This window comes from Comamonas sp. E6 (genome assembly GCF_001010305.1).
Lineage (GTDB): Bacteria > Pseudomonadota > Gammaproteobacteria > Burkholderiales > Burkholderiaceae_C > Comamonas > Comamonas thiooxydans.
The window spans coordinates 57,997-75,246 of the sequence record NZ_BBXH01000016.1 but is presented as its reverse complement, the minus strand read 5'-3'; the positions used below and the strand labels follow the sequence as shown (position 1 = coordinate 75,246).

The window sequence follows — 17,250 nt, the reverse complement described above, 5'->3', positions numbered from 1 at the left end:
GGGCTTCAGCCCCACTTCATCTCACCCATGGCCACCTTTGCGCCGATCTGCAGCGCGGCGGCCAGGCCGGCGTCAGGGTAGCGCTTGTTCATGGCTGCGATCAGCGCGTCGCCATTGGCCGCCCTGGCCAGCTCCTGTTCGAAGGCCAGCAGGTACTCGCGGGTGTAGTTCACGGCCGAAACATCCAGCGCTCCATGCGCGCCCAGGTGGCCCGGCACGATCACGGCCGGATTGCGCGCAGCGATGGCTTCCAGGTTCTTTACCCAGGCCGCGCGAGAGGCTGCCGTCGGGGTATCGGCCGTCCACACATGCAACCCGGAGAAGATCAGCACGCCACCGAAGACTGCATTCAGCGAGGGGACCCACAGGTAGCGGCGGTTCTCCAGTCCTTGTGCCTTGACGATTTCGATGGTGTTGCCTTCCAGCATCAGTGCAGGGCCGTCATAGGCTTCAGGAAAGACGATGTCGGCAAGCTTCTGCGGACCGTTCTCCTTGAGCTGGGGCGCCCAGGTAGCTATCTTCTTTTGCACATTGGCACGGATGGCGGCAATGGTGTCGGAGGCTGCCAGCACCCTGGCGGCGGGGAAGGCGGCCTTGATCGGGCCCAGGCTGAAGTAATAGTCCGGGTCGCTCTGGCTGACGTAGATGGTGGTCAGCTGCTTGCCCGATGCCTTGATGGCTTCGGCCACGGCGCGTCCATCGGGCAGGGAAAAGCCGCCGTCGATGAGAATGGCCTCCCTATCGCCCGAGAGCAGCACGGGCGCACGGAAGAAGCCTTTGTCGCCTGCGGGAAAGTGCTTCCATTGCAGCGTGGAATGGCCGCTCACAGCTGCGGCGCAACCAGCCAGGCCTGTGACAATGCCGGCAGCGGCGGCGGTTTGAACAAAGTCTCGACGATTCATCATGATGGTCCTTCAGTGAATTTCAAAAATGGCGGGGGTCAGACGCGAAAGGCTCAGGCCGCGCTGAGCTGCTCGGCAAAGGCCTGCGGGTTGGAGTAAGCGGCACTGGAGTTCAGCAATTGGCGCTGGCCATTGGTTTCCAGGATGAAGCTTGGAACGCCACGCGCGCCAAGCTGGCTCTGCAGCACCTTTGCGCCTTCGATGCGGGCGCGATTGGCAGCCAGTAGTTCTCCATCGGACCGGAGCAGGCTTGCAGCAGCCTGCTCCAGCCCCAGGGCCTGCAGAACGGCCATCAACGTGTCCGGTTGCGTGATGTCCTCGCCATTGACGTAGCGGGCATGCTGAATGGCCTCAAGGGCGTCAAGCTCATGCTCTGGGGTGCACAGACTGACGGCGCTCAGCGCCAGAGTGGCTGGGCCGCTGTCGAACAGTTGCTGACGATCCGACAGCACATGGCTGCGGTAGCGCTCGCTAAAGCGCTGGCCCGTCAGGCGCTCGATGCGCTGATCGTTGCTCCAGGCATAGGCGGCAAAGCCATCGTCCATGAGACGTGCACCCGCGCCTGCGAAAAGGCCGCTGGGCAGCAGGCGCAGTTCAACCTCAGGCACTTTGCCCAGAGCCGCCACCGCTGCGGCGGCACCGTAGCACCAGCCGCACAGGGGGTCGAATACGTAATGCAGGGTCTTGGTCACCGAGGGCTCCTTTGCTTCAATACCGTGATCGTAGGAACAAAGCATTGACAGAAAAAGCCTGATCGAATAGATAAACTGTATGTCAATAGCAAACAATTCAGAAGAATCCGTCGCCGGCAGGCTTGCCAATCTCAAGCGCCTGGCCTACTTTGCAGCCGTGGTGGAAACCGGCAGTTTCACGGCGGCTGCGGACCGGCTGGGCATCACCAAGGCCGTGGTCAGCCAGCAGGTCGCAAGGCTGGAGCGCGAATTCCACACGACGCTTCTGACCCGCACCACCCGCAAGGTCGTTCCCACCGATGCAGGCCGGATCTTTTATCAACGCTGCGCATCCATCCTCAAGGAAGCGGGCGATGCTTTCGACGAGCTGGGGGAAGTTGCGGCCGAGCCTTCGGGAACCTTGCGTCTGACCGCCCCGCTGGACTATGGCATCACGGCAGTGGTGCCAGCCATCACCGAGTTCACGCGGCACTACCCCCAATGCAAGGTGGACGCCGTGTTCAGCGACCAGCCGCTTGATCTGATGTCGGGGCAGGTCGAGCTGGCAATCCGCGTCGGCTGGCTTTCCCACTTGAATGTACAGGCCCGTCAGATCGGGAGCTTCAGGCAATTGCTGGTCGCCGCTCCCTCATTGCGCCGGCAAGTGACGCAGCTCAAACAGCCACAGCACATCAGCGAGCTGCCCTTTGTCGCGAACACGGCCTTGCGTGAACCCTGCAACTGGAGCTTCTCGCGCAGCGAGCTGGACCGCCAGAGCGTGACAGTGCACCCTGCGATCTCGCTCGATGCGACACTGGCCGTGCGCGAAGCCGTGCGTCATGGGGCTGGCTTGTCGGTGCTGCCCGACTTTGCCGTGGCCGATGATTTGAAGAGCGGCGCGCTGATACAGGTGCTACCCAGTTGGTCGCTGCCATCGGGGGGCGTTCATGCCGTGTTCCCGACCGCACGATTCCGACCGGCAAAGGTCAAAGCCTTCGTGGACCTGATGCAGGAGCAAATCCGCTCCAGGGCATGACCAAGGTCGGCCATCAGACAGCTGACAAGCGGCTCAGGCGATGGCATGCTGAAGCCACATCGGACCACCACCACACAGCAGCCACGCCATCCGGGCAGCAGCTTGCAGACCTTGCAATTGCGCTTGACCGGGAACGCAGCGGCTCGATTCCTGCTGCGGATCGAGTTCAAGCGACATCGTCAAGAGTGCATAGAAAAAGGGAGCCCAAGCCCCCTTTTTCTGTGCGAGGCGGTCGCTCCCGCCTGAGCGATGCCATCAGACTCAGAAGTTGGGCGCTTCCACACCTCCGTCCACCCCCAGCACTTTACCGGTCACCCAGCTCGATGCGGGGCTGGCCAGAAACAGCGCGGCACTGGCGATGTCTTCGGGCTGGCCCATGCGTGCCATGGGTGTGGTCTTTTCCATGCGCTCCTTGCGATCCGGCGTGAGAAACGGCGCCAGTGCATCGGTCATGATGGTGCCGGGCTCGATGGCGTTGATACGCACCCTGGGACCGAAGTCCTGCGCCAGGCAGCGTGTCATCTGGTTGAGAGCGGCCTTGGCCGCACCATAGGCGCTGAAGTACTTTTGCGAGTAGCGTGCCGCCGTCGACGAGATATTGACCACGGCTCCGCCACCCGCAGCTTCCATGGCCGCGGCCGCCTTCTGAATCAGCGTGTATGCAGGCACCACATTGAACGCCAGCATGTCGCCCACGGCCTTGCCCGCCACCTTGCGCGGGTCGTTGGGGCCGCCACCGCCCACATTGTTGATGAGCACATTGATCTTGCCCAGCTCCTCCACAGTGCGGACGATGAGCTTGTCCAGATCTTCTTCCTTGTTCACATCGCCCTGCACGGCAATGGCGCGGCGGCCCAGCGCTTCAATTTCGGCCTTGACTGCCTTCAGATCCGCCTCGGTGCGCGCAAACAGCGCCACATCGGCGCCGGCCTTCGCCAGCGTGACAGCGCATGCACGACCGATACCCTTGCCCGCGCCGGTCACCACGGCCACCTTCCCCTCCAGCGAAAACTGGCGAAAAATCTCGTTCATGTCTCTTCCTATGATTGCGTTCAGACCCGCCCATGCTCTGTACGAAACGCTTTCAGGACATCAGCCAAACGGACCATGGGACAAGCCCCATGGTCAGCCCCGGCAGCTTGCGTCAACACGCAAGAATCGAGCCCTTGAAATTGATAGCGCTGCACCAGGGCAGAGCCGCGAATCAGGCAAAGTCCAGATCAGGGGCAGCGAGCAAGGGCCAAAGCGGCCCCGCCGCCGCGCAACGGCTCAGGGGGTGACTGCTGCCTGCAGCATCTGTTCGAACTGCTCGTTATAGGGCGGCAGCATGCCCCACTCGCGACGCGGGTCGTGGTTGCCGGCCTTGTAGACGGAGCGGGCATGGCTGAACTCGAGAAAACCCTCGCGGCCATGATAGTGGCCCATGCCCGAAGCGCCCACGCCGCCAAACGGCGCATCCTCCAGCGCCGGATGCATGACCACATCATTGATGGAGACACCGCCGGACAGCGTGTTGTCCAGCACCCAGTTCTGCTCCGTCTCGTCGCTACCGAAGTAGTACAGAGCCAGCGGGCGCTCACCGGCATTGATCGCGGCCACGGCGTCGCGGATGTTCTGGAAGCTGCGCAGCACCACGGCCGGGCCAAAGATTTCGTGCTGAGAGATTTCCGCTTCAGCTGGCGGGTTGACTACCAGCGCCAGCGGCAGGCGGCGGTCTGCGCCGGCTTGCGCGGCACCGACTTCCAGCACGGTCAGACCGCGCGCCTTGGCATCATCGACATAGGCTTTCACACGTGCGTGGTGGCGCTCGTTGATCACGGGCGTCATGTCTGCGTTGCCTGTCACCGAGGGATACAGCGCCTGGTATTGCGAGACAATGCCATCGGCCAGCGCCTGCAGGCGGGATTCATGGACCCAGACCACGTCGGGTGACACGCAGAGCTGGCCGGAGTTGAGCGATTTGCCTACGGCGATGCGCTCGGCCGCATTGGCGATGTCGGCGGAATCGCCCACCAGCACGGGAGACTTGCCACCCAGCTCCAGCGTCACGGGCACCAGGTTCCTGGCGGCAGCAGCCATGATGAGCTTGCCCACGCTGGTGGAGCCCGTGAAGACCATATGGTTCCAGGGCTGCTCGGCAAACGCCGCAGCCACTTCGGGGCCTCCCTGCACCACGGCCAGCACCTGGGGATCAAAGCGCCTGGCCACGGCCTCGGCCAGCACCTGGGCCGTACGCGGCGCAATTTCGGAGGGCTTGAGCACGGCCCGGTTGCCAGCCGCGAACGCGCAGGCCAGCGGCGACAGCAAGGTGAACAGCGGTGCATTCCAGGTGCCGATGATGCCGATCACGCCCTTGGGCTGGTACTTGACCCAGGCCGTGGCGCCAAACATGTCAAAGGGTTTGACGCTGGGACGTTCGGAGTCACCCAGCCAGTCCCTGAGGTGATCGCGTGCATGCTTGAGCGAGGAGAGCGAGCCAAGAATGTCATTGGCCAGCGAGAACACGGCGGGGCGGCCACCAAAGTCTTCGCCCATGGCCTGGCAAAGTTCCTCCTTGTGCTCCACCAGCATATCGATGACTTGCTGAATGCGCTGCATGCGCACATCGGCGCTGACCGCAGCCTCTTCGATAAAGGCCTGTTTTTGCATGTCCAGCAACTGGCGAATGCCGATGGACGAATTCGTCTGGGTCATTTTGTCTCCTCGATATTTCTCTTGAAAGCCATGAACGGAAGGCACATGCTCAGACCTCCGGATTTCGCGGTCGTCGTCCAAAAAGACGATGGCATAACCCTAAGCCCCTCGCACGATGCAGCGCATGCACACCCCTCAAACTCCGCCTCCCGCCGTCAGCTGGCGCACTCATCTCAGCCTCGCCCTGCTGGCGCTGGTCTATATTTTCTCCTTCATTGACCGACAGGTTCTGTCTATTTTGCTGGAGCCCGTCAAACAGGAATTCGGCGCCTCAGATACCGAGATGGGTTTGCTCACGGGGCTGGCCTTCGGTCTGATCTATGCCATGCTGGGTGTGCCTGTGGGGCGTCTGGCCGACACACGCAACCGCCGCAACATCGTGGCCCTGTGCTGCGGGATCTGGAGCCTTGCCACCGCTGCCTGCGGCATGGCCACCCAGTACTGGCACATGCTGCTGGCCCGCATGAGCGTGGCCGTGGGCGAAGCCGGCGGCATGGCGCCCTCGGTGTCCATAGTCTCGGATCTGTATCCTCCCAAGATGCGTTCGTTTGCCATCAGTCTGTTCATGATGGGCCCCAACCTGGGAACGCTGCTGGGACTGGTCATAGGCGGCATGGTGGCCCAGCATTACGGCTGGCGCTCCGTGTTTCTCGCCTTCGGCATTCCGGGCGTCATTCTTGCGCTGCTGGTGTATTTCTTTGTCAAGGAGCCGGCACGTGGCGCCTATGAAAGCATCAAGCCCGCAGCTCAAGACAGTGCTCCGCGCGAATCCATGTTTCGCCAGATAAGGCGCCTGCTGGGCATGGCGCCGCTGCGCTATATCTGCATCGCCTGCGGCGTGGCCGGTATTGCAGGTTATGGCTACGGTGTCTGGGCGCCGAGCTTTTTCATGCGCATTCACGGCATGAGCATCTCTCACGCCGGCCTGGTGTTCGGCCTGGCCAGCGGCCTGGGGGCCGTGTTCGGCGCCATGTTCTGCGGCTGGCTCAGCGACAGATTGACCCAGCGCGACTCGCGCTGGCAGCTGCGTCTGGCCGCCATGGGCACCTTCTGCGCCGTGCCTGCAGGCGTCGCCGTGTTTTTCTGGCCTGTATCCGACTTCTGGACGGTTGCCGGCATCAAGGTCCCCTATGCCATGGCATTCGCCCTGCTGTTCGGCTTTTTTGCGAGCTGGTTTGCCACGCTCTCATACAGCGCCGTCAGCCAGATGGTGACTGCAGCCGAACGCAGCGTCGCCTCGGCACTTCTCAATCTTTTCATGACCTTGCTGGGCGTGGGCCTGGGTCCACTGGTAACCGGCATTCTGTCGGACTACTTTGCCCGGACCCATGGCTCCGAAGGCCTGCGCTGGGCGCTGATGGGTGTGACCTCGCTGCTAGTCATCACTTCGCTTTTCTTCGCCTTGGCCATCCGCCCCTATAAGCAGCGCCTGCAGCAGTTGCAGATGAATGCCGCCTGATCATCAAAAATTGGAGACTCTCATGAGCCGACCCGTAGTTCTCATCACCGGTGCCAGCCGCGGCATTGGCGCTGCAACCGCCGTCTTCTTTGCCACCAAGGGATGGCGCGTGGCCATCACCGCCCGCACGCTGACCGAAGGTGCGCAGATGGAAAACCAGCTGCGCCTGCCCAACGGCCAGCTTCTGTCCGGCAGTCTGGAGTCCACAGCCAAGGCCATTGAGGCCGCTGGGGGCGAGGTGTTTCCGCATGTCATGGACCTGATGGACCTGAGCAGCCTGGACAAGGCCGCCGACGCCGTACTGACACGCTTTGGCCGTGTCGATCTGCTGATCAACAACGCCGTCTACCAAAACCGCGAAATCAACCACCTGATCCCCGAGATAACGGCTGAGTCGCTGCAGCGCTCCATGCTGGGCAATGTCATCGCCCCTTTCCATCTGGCTCAGCGCCTGCTGCCGGCCATGGCGTCACAAGGCGGCGGCCGCATCATCAATGTGTGCTCGGCTGCGGGCCAGTACAACCCGCCCGTGCCCGCCGACCAGGGCGGCTGGGGCTTTGCCTATGGAGCCTCCAAGGCCGCCATCGCGCGCCTGGCCGGCTGCATCAACACCGAATACAAGCAGCAAAATGTGCGCGCCTTCAGCGTCAACCCCGGCGTGGTGAGCACCGAGGCCGTCAAGGCCACGCTGGGCGACGATGGCCTGCTGGCTCAGCGCTATGGTGCCTCCACCCCCGAAGAAATTGCGGCGGCACTGTTCTGGCTGGGCACTGAGAAAGACGCTCTGCCACTGGCCAAGAGTTACACCATGATTGACCTGCAACCACTTCACAAAGAGCGCGTGGCTGCGACCATGTGAGCCGCAGGTAAGCGTGCGCAAACACCCAACCAAGGGCAAACCCTGTGCGGTTTGCGCCAGATCAAAGCCGCGCCTTCACTCGTCCAAACAGAGTATGCGCGGCGACGCCGCTTGCCAGAAGATTCATCCGTCCAAAACTAAATACGGAGACCTCTGCAATGGCAACCACGAAGGACTACCGCCTCGGTGAATTCACCTACCCACGTGGCTGGTTCATGATTTCCGAGGCCAAGGCGCTCGACACCCACAAGCCCGTGGCCGTGCGCTTCTTCGGCCAGGATTTCGCGCTGTACCGTGGCCGCGAAAGCGGCAAGGTCGTGCTGCTGGACGCTTACTGCCCCCATATGAAGACCCATCTGGCAGCGCCCAATGCCACCAGCTATGTGGTGATCGACGGCGGCGGCAGCAATGTGGAAGGCGACGGCATCCGCTGCCCCTATCACGGCTGGCGCTTCGGCGCGGACGGCAAGTGCAACCACATCCCCTATCACGACGGAGCCATTCCGGCAGCGGCTGCGGTCAAGAGCTGGAAGGTTGTTGAGCAGTACGGCGCCATCTGGGTCTGGTTCGATCCCGAAGGCGGCGAGCCCGACTACGATCTGCCCACTTTTGGCGACTGGCATGACGAGACCTATGTCAACGGCCAGTGGGACTACCTGGGCGAGCTGAACCAGCACCCCATGGAGGTCGTGGACAATATTGCCGACTATGGTCATCTGAGCCCCATCCACGGCTCCACCGTGGCGCGCTTCGAGAACGAGTTCAAGGGCCACAACGCCATCCAGCGCCAGTGCGGCGGTCACCGCACCCTGGTGGGCGAAGGCGGCGCCAGCGCCGATCTGCACACCGACACCTGGTACCACGGCCCCTCCATCCTGGTCTCCAAGGTCAGCGGCATGTTCAACTCCTTCATGATGATCATGCACACCCCCATCGAGGACGGCAGGATCAAGGTCTGGCACAACCTGCTGGTCAAGACTGCACACGGCGGCCTGCCCACCAAGGCGGACGAAATCGCGGCCAAACAGTACCAGGAGGCCAGCCGCCTGGCCTTTGCTCAGGACTTCGAAGTCTGGTCTCAGAAGGCGCCCTGCCTGAACCCGCTGTTCATCCCCAGTGACGGCGCCTTCCTCAAGGCCCGCATCTGGTACAAGCAGTTCTACAACCCCCGCGCCAAGGCGGCCGAGTATCTGGACCAGTGCGAAGGCAGGTACATTCCTCGCGGAATGGTGGCCTATACCCAGGAAGCCGAGGAAGCGACGGCCTGATCCCGAGAATCTCCAAGGCCAAAGGCCCATGCGCTTGCATGGGCCTTTTTTTGTCGGGGTGAAGGTCTGCCTTTTAAAACCATAGCTTCCAGCGCTTTATCTCCATGGAAATTCAATACAAAACATATTGAAATCCTTATTCATAAAGCGCAAGCAGCTACTATCTTTTCAATCCCTCAAGGTCTGGCATGTGTCACCTCCGTCAGCATGAAGACATGCTCGCCCCAGCCGAACTCGCCGTCCTGCGCACGGGCCGAGACATCGAGTGAAGCCGCTGCCGCCTGCGCCTGCTCCACCGTGTCAAACCACCACTCGACCACATGGCGGTAGCCGTAGCCGGAAGGAGGCTGCTCATCAATGGTGTTGCAGACAATGCGGCTGGCCAGGTCCAGAGCAAGGCTTTGCCACTGCGGTGGACAAATCTCCGGCAAGGCCGCAGCACCCCGCCAGACGTCGCTGCGCTGCAAAAAGCCGATCAACATGACTTGTTTATGCTGCGGCAAGACATCTGTGCACAGGTTGCCACGCAACACCTGCTGACGGCATAGCAGCGAGAAATTGCGAACATAGTCGGCAAACACGCGCGGCTCGTCGGGGCGCATGACGGCCAGGGTTTCGGGGTCGCTCCAGATCGCAGAGCCCGCTTCGCGCTCGGCCAGCACCATGAGGTTGACGCCGTCATAGTCCTTGCCCAGCTCTGCGGCATCTGCCTGCAGATGGCGTGAGCACTGGGCCACGGCCTTGACGCGCTGGCCCACGTTGCGACACTGGCGGCCCAGCGCGGAATGCTCGCGCCATGCCTGCGCGAACTCCTCTGGGCGCAGCGCCGGGTTGCGCCGCGCCAGATAGATCATCTTCCAGACGACGCAAGAATCCTTCTCGGTCACTTTTTCCGCCTTCATGCGGCAGCGACCACGGGCGCGTGGGCCTTGCGATAGGCGCCGGGGTAATGCTGCAGAGCACGGTAAAACGCCCATACCGCGGGCAGCAGCGTGCACATCATGATCGCCATGGCATAGCGCAGGCCTTCGCCGGGCGCAACAGTGTTGAGCACATCACTGAGCCAGCCGGCCACGATAGGCCCCACTCCGTTGCCTAGCAGGGCTCCGGCCATCAACACCATGGCGCTGGCCGTGGCTCGCCGCTCGGTCGGCACGACCAGGCTCAAGGCAGCGTAGGTGGCCGGAGCCCACCAGGATGTGAAGAACGAATAAATCAACATGCAGGCCATGGACAGCATGAACATGTCCGAGCCCACCAGCAGATAGCCAAAACCCAGCACCATGGCCAGGCTGGTACCGATCACGGGGATGCGAATCTGCCAGCGCACATCGCTGCGCGCCAGCCGGTCCGTCAACCAGCCAGAAAAGAGGCTGCCCGAGACCGAGAGCACAGCGGCCCCTGCAGAAATCGTCCCCGCCTGTTTGAGACTGAGATCGAAACGCCGCGCAAGCAAAGCCACATTCCAGGCGCCGATCGAGATTCCCGCGATCAGGACACAAGCAGCGCCCACGATTAGAAATCGGGTCACGGGCTCGCTCCATATCAAGGCGACGGCAGATTTGGCCTGCTGCCGGCCGTCCTGCGGCTCGGAGATCACCTGCGCGATGGCCCGAACGGGTTCGCTGATGCTCAGGCGCAGCACCAGGGACAAGACCATGATGGCCACACCAATGATGACCATGGTCACACGCCACCCCCACCACTCGGCAAACAACGGCCCCAGAAGCAAGGCCAGCAAGGCGCCCATCGCATTGCCGACACCAAAGACACTCATGGCACGCGAGCGCTCATGGGGCTTGTACAGATCGGCCAGTATGGACATGGACGCAGCGCCGCCACCGGCATCCCCCAATGCGGCACCGGCGCGCGATGCAGTCAGTCCACCCGAGCCAGTGGCCAGCGCGCCCAGCGCCGCCACGCTGCCACCAACGCCACGGCACCAGGCAATCAGGCTGCGGCGCTCTTTTCTGTCTGCCAGTCGTCCCAGAGGAATGCCCAGCACTGCGAACGTCAGCGCAAAACCGAGTCCGGTGATCAGGCCGATCTGCAAGTCCGAGAAGCCGAACTCCTGCTTGATGGGCTGCAGCAGCACAGCCAGGATCTGCCGGTCCATGAAGGTCAGGGCAGACAAGGCCGTCAGCAGCGCCAGCACATACACTCTTGATGAGCTTTGATGATTTTTGTTTGTCATTGTTTTCTTGGTTTTTTGCATCACGTCATGGCTCTCGTCGCTGCTCACGCCTCAGCAGCGCTGTCTGCCCTCGGACGCAAGGAGCGCGAGAGCAGGTCTTCGCGCACGTCTCGCATCGCGGCCGCATCCATGTCGAGTCCGATGGCGCCGCCTTGAGCATCGTGGTCATGAGCAGCCGCCCTCACATCGTCCCAACGGACGATTCCCTAACCCGGATTGGCCTTGGGTGCGGATTGCCTCTTAATGGAATGCGGCTGCGGGCTCGACCGCATGCCAGAACCTCAAGGAGACTGACACATGCAGCAATTCGACTTGCTGATCCGCAACGGCCGCATCGTGGACGGCACCGGCGCCCCTGCTTACCGCGCAGACCTTGGCGTGCGCAACGGGCGCATCGCCGCCATCGGCCAAGACCTGGGAGCCGCCGCGCAGCAAATCGATGCCGACGGATTGCTGGTGACGCCGGGCTTTGTGGATGTGCATACCCACTTTGACGGTCAGGCGACCTGGGATGAAAGGCTTTGGCCAAGCTCCCAGCAGGGCGTGACCACCGCAGTGATTGGCAACTGCGGCGTGGGATTTGCCCCCTGCCGGCCCGAGGACCGCGACACGCTGATTGAGCTCATGGAGGGCGTGGAAGACATCCCCGACACCGCGCTGCATGAAGGCCTGCCCTGGAACTGGGAGAGCTTTCCTGAGTATCTGCAAGCCTTGGCAGGGCGGCACTACGACATCGATATTGCAGCCCTGCTGCCTCACGGTCCGCTGCGCGTCTATGCCATGGGCGAGCGCGCCATACGGCGCGAGCAGGCCAATGCCGAGGACATCGGCAACATGCGGGAGCTGATCAAGCAAGCCCTGGCAGCCGGAGCCGTTGGTCTGTCAACCTCGCGCACCATGGCCCATCGTTCCAAGTCGGGGGACTTCACCCCCATGTACCAGGCCGTGAGCGAGGAGTTGCTGGAGCTGGGACTCTCGCTCAAGAGCTATCCGAACAGCGTCTTCCAGATGATCTCGGACTTCGAGCACATCGAGGACGAATTCAGCATTCTCACACGCGTCAGTCAGGGCACGGGCTGCGCCGGCACTCTCACCGTGCTTCAGTATCCGCACCGCCCGCAGCTGCACCGAGAGCTGCTACGGCATATTGAAACAGCCAATGCCGGCGGGCTGCGCATCATGGGCCAGGTGCTCAACCGCCCTGTGGGCGTACTCATGGGGTTTGAATGCAGCCTGAACCCCTTTTCCTGCAAGCCCAGCTATGAAGCGCTGGCACAGCTCAGTCCGGCAGAACGCATCAAAGAGCTGTCCCGACCAGGCACGCGCAGCGCCATCCTCGGCGAGAAGGACCGCAATCCCCACCTGTTCATGGAGTACTTCGGCCAGAACTTTGCGGGCATGTACCCCTGGAGCGGCCAAGAGCCCAACTATCTGCCGCAAGAAGGCGATTCGGTTCAGGCTCTGGCCGACGCAGCCGGCCAGCCACCGCTGGATTGGATGTATGACTTCATGCTGGGCAATGAAGGTCAGGCACTGGTCTATCTGCCCATGGCCAACTATCTGGACCATGACTGCAGCGCCCTGCACGAGCTGCTCGGCCATCCCCACACCGTACCCGCCTTGGGCGATGGCGGTGCCCATGTGGGCACCTCTGCGACGGCAGCGCCACGACCTTTCTGCTCACCGAATGGGTGCGCGAGCGCGGCCTGTTCAGCATCGAGCAGGCCGTCCATATGCTGACGCAGCGGCCGGCTTCGCTCTACGGATTTGCCGACCGAGGAGTCCTGCAGGTCGGCAAACTGGCAGATCTCAACCTCATCGATCTGCAGGCACTCAAAATTCTGCCGCCGCACATAGCTCGCGACCTGCCCGCCGGCGGCAAGCGCTTCCTGCAAGGCGCGCAGGGCTATCGCTACACCATCAAGTCCGGCCAGATCACCTACCGCGACAGCATGGCCACCGATGCATTGCCGGGCCGCTTGCTCAAGCGCAGCGAGCACAGGGTCAGCTGAGCGCTGCCGATCCTCCCCACCAGGCCTCGAAGCAAGCCCGGCTCTTGAGGCCTGCGCTCGTTTTTCATCCCCTCCTCATCCAAAAACGGACCAGATCCGTCAGACCCGCCCTGCTTGCGAGCAATCATCCTCCCTGGCCTCCTTCGCAGAAATAGGGCGCCTCGACCAAGCGCCTTGAGCAGGCACATCGAGCAGATCGTGTTCACGCCATGTGGATGCCAGCGATATAGTGACCCCGTCATCTTCCACGTCCATACCCCATGCATTTGCGCAAGTTCCGTATCCCGCCTCAGACCTGGCTCATGCTGCTGAGCTTTTGCGTCATGCCTTGCAGCGCGCAGGAAGCTGCGGCCTGGGAAAAGCAGGTCACGGGCCGCACTTCCATCACCCCGCTGGGCACGATTGACTACGAGGTGGGCTACAGCAGCGCAGGCTTTGACCATTTCTCTTCTGAAATCGTGGCCAGATGGAATGACGGGGGAGCGCAGGAGCAGACGCTGTACGAAGGCATTTACGACCGGCCGCCCGCCAAGGTCTGGGGGAACGGGCCCCATCTTTGCATTGCCATGCAGACCTGCGCGCGCTATTCGGATCGCTGCAGCCGGTATGTGATTGCACACCGCTATGACACGCAAGCCAAAGCCTTTGTGGCGCTGAAGTCCGAGAAGACTGCCCGCCGGATCTGCGCTGCGCCACGCTGAAGATAAAAAAAAGAAGGAGGCCGGAGCCTCCTTTAAATCCCGTCGTCAGGCGCGACGAACAGGGTATCCCTTGTGCTGTCTGTAACTGTTCTTCCCTCCGGTTCAGGCCGCTACGGCGCCAAGCGGTTCATGTTCTGCCGCATAGGCCTTGGCCCAGCGGTAATCCGCCTTGCCTGCCGGGCTGCGCTTGACTTCAGTGGCCAGATACACGGCGCGCGGCAGCTTGTAGCCCGACAGATTGCTGCGGCAGATCTTTTCGAACTCCTGCAGATCAAACTCGTGGCCCTGCTGCACCTGCACCACGGCCACCACCTTGCTGCCCCAGCGTTCGTCAGGAAGGCCCACGACCACCACATCCTGAACCGGCGGGTAGCGGCGCGCGGTTTCCTCCACCTCTTCGGGGTAAACCTTCTCGCCTCCTGTGTTGATGCACTGCGAACCACGGCCCAGCACCACATATTCACCCGTGGTGTCGATGCGGGCCCTGTCCCCTGTCAACACCCAGCGGCTGCCCTCGACCATCACAAAGGTCTCGGCCGTTTTCTTGGGATCTCCGTAATAGCCCAGGGGCATGTGACCACGGCGCGAAAGAATGCCTTCCTCACCTGGCTGCGTCAGAATGCGCAGATCTTCGGAGATCACGCTGAGGTCGGGACGCGGCGCGATGCGCATAAAGCCTTCGCCCTCGGGCGTTTTCTCCCCTCCGCCCAAGACTCCGGATTCGGAGCTGGCCATGCCGTTGTTGAGCACCAGATGAGGCACCTGCACCAGCAGCCGCTCCTGCAGATGACGCGAGAACACGGCACCGCCATTGCCGAAGATCATCAGTGACTTGAGCGGCCAGCGCCCGGGGTTCTTCTCCAGCGTCTGGATGATGGGCAAGGCCATGGCATCGCCAACCACGGCCATCACATTGATCTGGTGATGCTCGATCAGATCCAGCATGTGTACGGGATCAAAGTTCTTGCGATCATTCACATAGACCGGATGTCCGGAAAACAGGCTGATCAGGGTGGCCCACATGGCTGCGCCATGCATGAGCGGTGCCGCCGCCAGATAGGCCAGCGCCGGGCCGTTGGGTACCAGTTGCAGCAGCTCCTCCGGCCTTTCGATGGGAGGTCTGCGGAAGTAATAGCCGCCACCGCCCAAGGCCCCCATGAACAAGGATTTATGCGGCCACATCACCCCCTTGGGCAACCCCGTGGTGCCGCCGGTGCAGAGCATGAAGATATCGTCATCGCTGCGCTCGGCGTCCGTGAGTTCCCGTCCACCTTCGGCCAATACGCGCTCGTAGGGTTGCACTGTCCTGGGCAGGCCATGGCGCTCCTCGCCAACCCGCAGCGCCAGACGCAAAGTGGGCACCAGGGCAATGACTTCCAGCACCGACGCATCGAAGTCCGCACCATAGACCAGGCCGCGCAGGTCCAGGCTGTTGAACAGCCCCTGAAGCTCATCGGCCACGTAGCGGTAGTTGACGTTGACCGGCACGGCACCGATCTTGCTGCAGGCGAAAAAGGCCTCCAGATACTCGGCGCAGTTGTAGAGCTGGATGCCGACGTTGTCGCCCCGTCCTATGCCACGCGCACGCAGCGCATTGCCCAGCTGATTGGCTCGCTCATCGAGCTGCTTGAAGCTGAGCTTCTGCCTGCCGCAGCCAAAGGCAATGCGATCCGGCACAGCTTGCACCACCAACTCAAAAATATCCGCCAGATTGAAGGTCCGTGTCATCTCTTGTCTCCGTCTGTCTTCCCGTTTTTACGAATCCACTTGTCCCGCAGGTGCTGCAATGCTCGACGACGGCCTGTCCACATTCATCGTCTGCTTGAACCTGGTGCAGACCCTTGTGGTTTCGAGGGTGCATGCTCGCAGATAGGCAAGCAGCCCCCAACAGCACCTACCCTTAAAAAACTTCCGCCAAGGCATTCCCCAAGACTTAGTCGAAGAAAGCACAATCTCAGTGGAAACTCTCTCCATCGTCTGTTTCCAGATCGCTTCAAGCGATCTTTTTCGCAGTCACCATCGATACATAGGGCTTGATGGTCCAGGCATAGATCAGCAGTGCCAGCGCATAAAAGGCGAGCATGCAGACCAGCGCCCAGCGCAGCGATTCACTGCCCGCCCGAACGATGAATGCATCGCTGAGCAGACCCACCGTCAGAGGTCCCAGACCACCACCAACTGCAGTCAGCAGCAGGTTGTAGATGGACAGAGAAGTCGCCAGACGGCTGGAGGCAATCACATTGGTCAGTGCAGCAAACACCGGCGCGGCCCAGAAGCTGGAGAAGATGGAGAACAGGCCGTAGTAGGCAATCGCATGCGGAATCTGCAGGCCGGCCAGCGTCCACTGTCCCGCAGAATCATTCAGATAGAAAGCCAGCCCCAGCGGAATCGAAATCAGCGTCCCCAGAACCGGAACTCCAATCTGCCAGCGCACATCCTTCCTTGCCATCAGATCAGTGACCCAGCCACTGAGCAAAGCCCCGAAAATCGCCCCCGGCCCGCCGATGAATCCCATGATGGCGCCCGCGTCCTTGAGCTGAAGACCATGGGAGCGCACCAGAAACGCGGTATTCCACATGCCGATCGCATAGCCCGAGAACGCCATCAGCATGCTGGCTAGCCCCAGGCCCACAAACGCCTTGTTGCGCACCAGGGCTGACATCACCTCGCTGAACTTCTCGGTTGCTGCCTGCACCACGGCACGCCCCTCCTGCGCGCCGCGCACAGGCTCACGGCAAGTCATGCGCAGCACCAAAGCGATCAGCACGCCGGGCACAGACAGCCACAGAAAGGCCGCACGCCAACCATGGTGCTGGGCAATCCAGGCTCCCACGCCCAGGCCCACCAGCGAGCCCAGATGCGGGCCCAGGCTGAACACGCTCATGGCTCGGCTGCGCTGTTCGGGCGGGTAGACGTCGGCGATCATGGTGGTCGATGCCGCCGTGCTGCCCGCCTCGCCCACAGCCACGCCCACACGAGCAGCCGTCAGGCTCCAGAAGCCCACCGCCATGCCGCAAAGACCCGTGGCAACGCTCCAGCCGGCGCAGCACCAGGCAATCAGGTTGCGGCGGTTGGTACGGTCGGCAAAGCGGCCAAATGGCACTGCCAGAATGCTGTAGAACAGAGCAAAGGCCAGACCCGTGAGCAGGCCCATGGCACTGTCCGAAACCCCCATCTCCTGCTTGATGGGCTGAATCAGCACCCCCATGATCTGACGGTCTATCATGCTCACGCCATAGACGAGCAACAGCACCAGCAGCAGATAGTGACGACGCCAGCCCGTCACATTGCTGGCCGGCATCACCCTGGCCGAAGCGGCTTGCGGCACACGGGCCGCAGCAGATGCACTCATTTCCTGTCTCCTGAAAAACGTGATCTCCGCCACGTGGATTGAATGGAGTCTTGTATGCCCAGTAAAAAGGACGCGGCACATTGCGGTGTGCCGCGCCAAGTC

Annotated in this window: 16 protein-coding genes; 7 read left to right on the top strand and 9 right to left on the bottom strand. The window is 62.1% G+C overall.

Annotation, left to right across the window (positions count from 1 at the left end; translation table 11 throughout):
• Positions 1–5: 5 nt before the first annotated feature.
• On the bottom strand, positions 6–905 hold the full coding sequence (locus CSE6_RS14995) for an MBL fold metallo-hydrolase (RefSeq protein ID WP_059440869.1): 900 nt from the start codon (positions 903–905) through the stop codon (positions 6–8).
• A gap of 50 nt (positions 906–955) precedes the next feature.
• The gene (locus CSE6_RS14990) at positions 956–1,594 is read right to left on the bottom strand and encodes a DsbA family protein (protein ID WP_059440868.1); all 639 of its coding nucleotides are present in this window, start codon (positions 1,592–1,594) and stop codon (positions 956–958) included.
• 79 nt (positions 1,595–1,673) lie between these two features.
• Between CSE6_RS14990 and CSE6_RS14985 the strand changes: the two genes are divergently transcribed.
• On the top strand, positions 1,674–2,609 hold the full coding sequence (locus CSE6_RS14985; protein WP_059440867.1) for a LysR family transcriptional regulator: 936 nt from the start codon (positions 1,674–1,676) through the stop codon (positions 2,607–2,609).
• Between the two features lie 33 nt (positions 2,610–2,642).
• Here the strand turns inward: CSE6_RS14985 and CSE6_RS26100 are convergent, their stop codons facing one another.
• The 3 genes from CSE6_RS26100 to CSE6_RS14975 form a co-directional block, all read right to left on the bottom strand.
• Positions 2,643–2,786: a hypothetical protein gene (locus CSE6_RS26100; RefSeq protein ID WP_165571734.1), complete on the bottom strand. Its 144-nt coding sequence runs from the start codon at positions 2,784–2,786 to the stop codon at positions 2,643–2,645.
• Between the two features lie 84 nt (positions 2,787–2,870).
• Positions 2,871–3,641, bottom strand: coding sequence for a glucose 1-dehydrogenase (locus CSE6_RS14980; protein WP_034360265.1), 771 nt, complete (start codon positions 3,639–3,641; stop codon positions 2,871–2,873).
• Between the two features lie 237 nt (positions 3,642–3,878).
• Positions 3,879–5,303 (bottom strand): coniferyl aldehyde dehydrogenase, encoded by a 1,425-nt coding sequence (locus tag CSE6_RS14975; RefSeq protein ID WP_059440865.1) that lies wholly within the window; start codon positions 5,301–5,303, stop codon positions 3,879–3,881.
• Positions 5,304–5,427: 124 nt separating this feature from the next.
• On the opposite strand from CSE6_RS14975, the gene CSE6_RS14970 reads away from it, so the two are divergent.
• The 3 genes from CSE6_RS14970 (at position 5,428) to CSE6_RS14960 (ending at position 8,889) form a co-directional block, all read left to right on the top strand.
• Positions 5,428–6,762, top strand: a complete 1,335-nt coding sequence (locus tag CSE6_RS14970; protein ID WP_233425231.1) for an MFS transporter — start codon at positions 5,428–5,430, stop codon at positions 6,760–6,762.
• A gap of 22 nt (positions 6,763–6,784) precedes the next feature.
• A complete protein-coding gene (locus CSE6_RS14965; RefSeq protein ID WP_034360252.1) occupies positions 6,785–7,621 on the top strand; it encodes an SDR family NAD(P)-dependent oxidoreductase in 837 nt (278 codons plus the stop codon).
• 158 nt (positions 7,622–7,779) lie between these two features.
• A complete protein-coding gene (locus CSE6_RS14960) occupies positions 7,780–8,889 on the top strand; it encodes a Rieske 2Fe-2S domain-containing protein (RefSeq protein ID WP_034360249.1) in 1,110 nt (369 codons plus the stop codon).
• A 176-nt stretch (positions 8,890–9,065) separates the two neighbouring features.
• Here the strand turns inward: CSE6_RS14960 and CSE6_RS14955 are convergent, their stop codons facing one another.
• Positions 9,066–9,791 carry an EthD domain-containing protein gene (locus CSE6_RS14955; RefSeq protein ID WP_059440864.1) on the bottom strand — a complete coding sequence of 242 codons (726 nt, stop codon included), beginning with the start codon at positions 9,789–9,791 and terminating at the stop codon, positions 9,066–9,068.
• Positions 9,788–11,083: an MFS transporter gene (locus CSE6_RS14950; protein WP_238585713.1), complete on the bottom strand. Its 1,296-nt coding sequence runs from the start codon at positions 11,081–11,083 to the stop codon at positions 9,788–9,790. Before CSE6_RS14950 ends, CSE6_RS14955 begins: the two co-directional genes overlap by 4 nt.
• Positions 11,084–11,380: 297 nt before the next feature.
• Between CSE6_RS14950 and CSE6_RS14945 the strand changes: the two genes are divergently transcribed.
• The 3 genes from CSE6_RS14945 (at position 11,381) to CSE6_RS14940 (ending at position 13,796) form a co-directional block, all read left to right on the top strand.
• A complete protein-coding gene (locus CSE6_RS14945; protein WP_274522629.1) occupies positions 11,381–12,823 on the top strand; it encodes an amidohydrolase family protein in 1,443 nt (480 codons plus the stop codon).
• Complete coding sequence (locus CSE6_RS26710) at positions 12,817–13,095, top strand: amidohydrolase family protein (protein WP_274522628.1); 279 nt, start codon at positions 12,817–12,819, stop codon at positions 13,093–13,095. The genes CSE6_RS14945 and CSE6_RS26710 overlap by 7 nt, the downstream gene beginning before the upstream one ends.
• Positions 13,096–13,355: 260 nt before the next feature.
• Positions 13,356–13,796, top strand: coding sequence for a hypothetical protein (locus CSE6_RS14940; RefSeq protein ID WP_059440863.1), 441 nt, complete (start codon positions 13,356–13,358; stop codon positions 13,794–13,796).
• 102 nt (positions 13,797–13,898) lie between these two features.
• Here the strand turns inward: CSE6_RS14940 and CSE6_RS14935 are convergent, their stop codons facing one another.
• Positions 13,899–15,524: an AMP-binding protein gene (locus CSE6_RS14935; RefSeq protein ID WP_059440862.1), complete on the bottom strand. Its 1,626-nt coding sequence runs from the start codon at positions 15,522–15,524 to the stop codon at positions 13,899–13,901.
• A 265-nt stretch (positions 15,525–15,789) separates the two neighbouring features.
• Positions 15,790–17,148, bottom strand: a complete 1,359-nt coding sequence (locus tag CSE6_RS14930; protein WP_059440861.1) for an MFS transporter — start codon at positions 17,146–17,148, stop codon at positions 15,790–15,792.
• Positions 17,149–17,250: the final 102 nt, after the last annotated feature.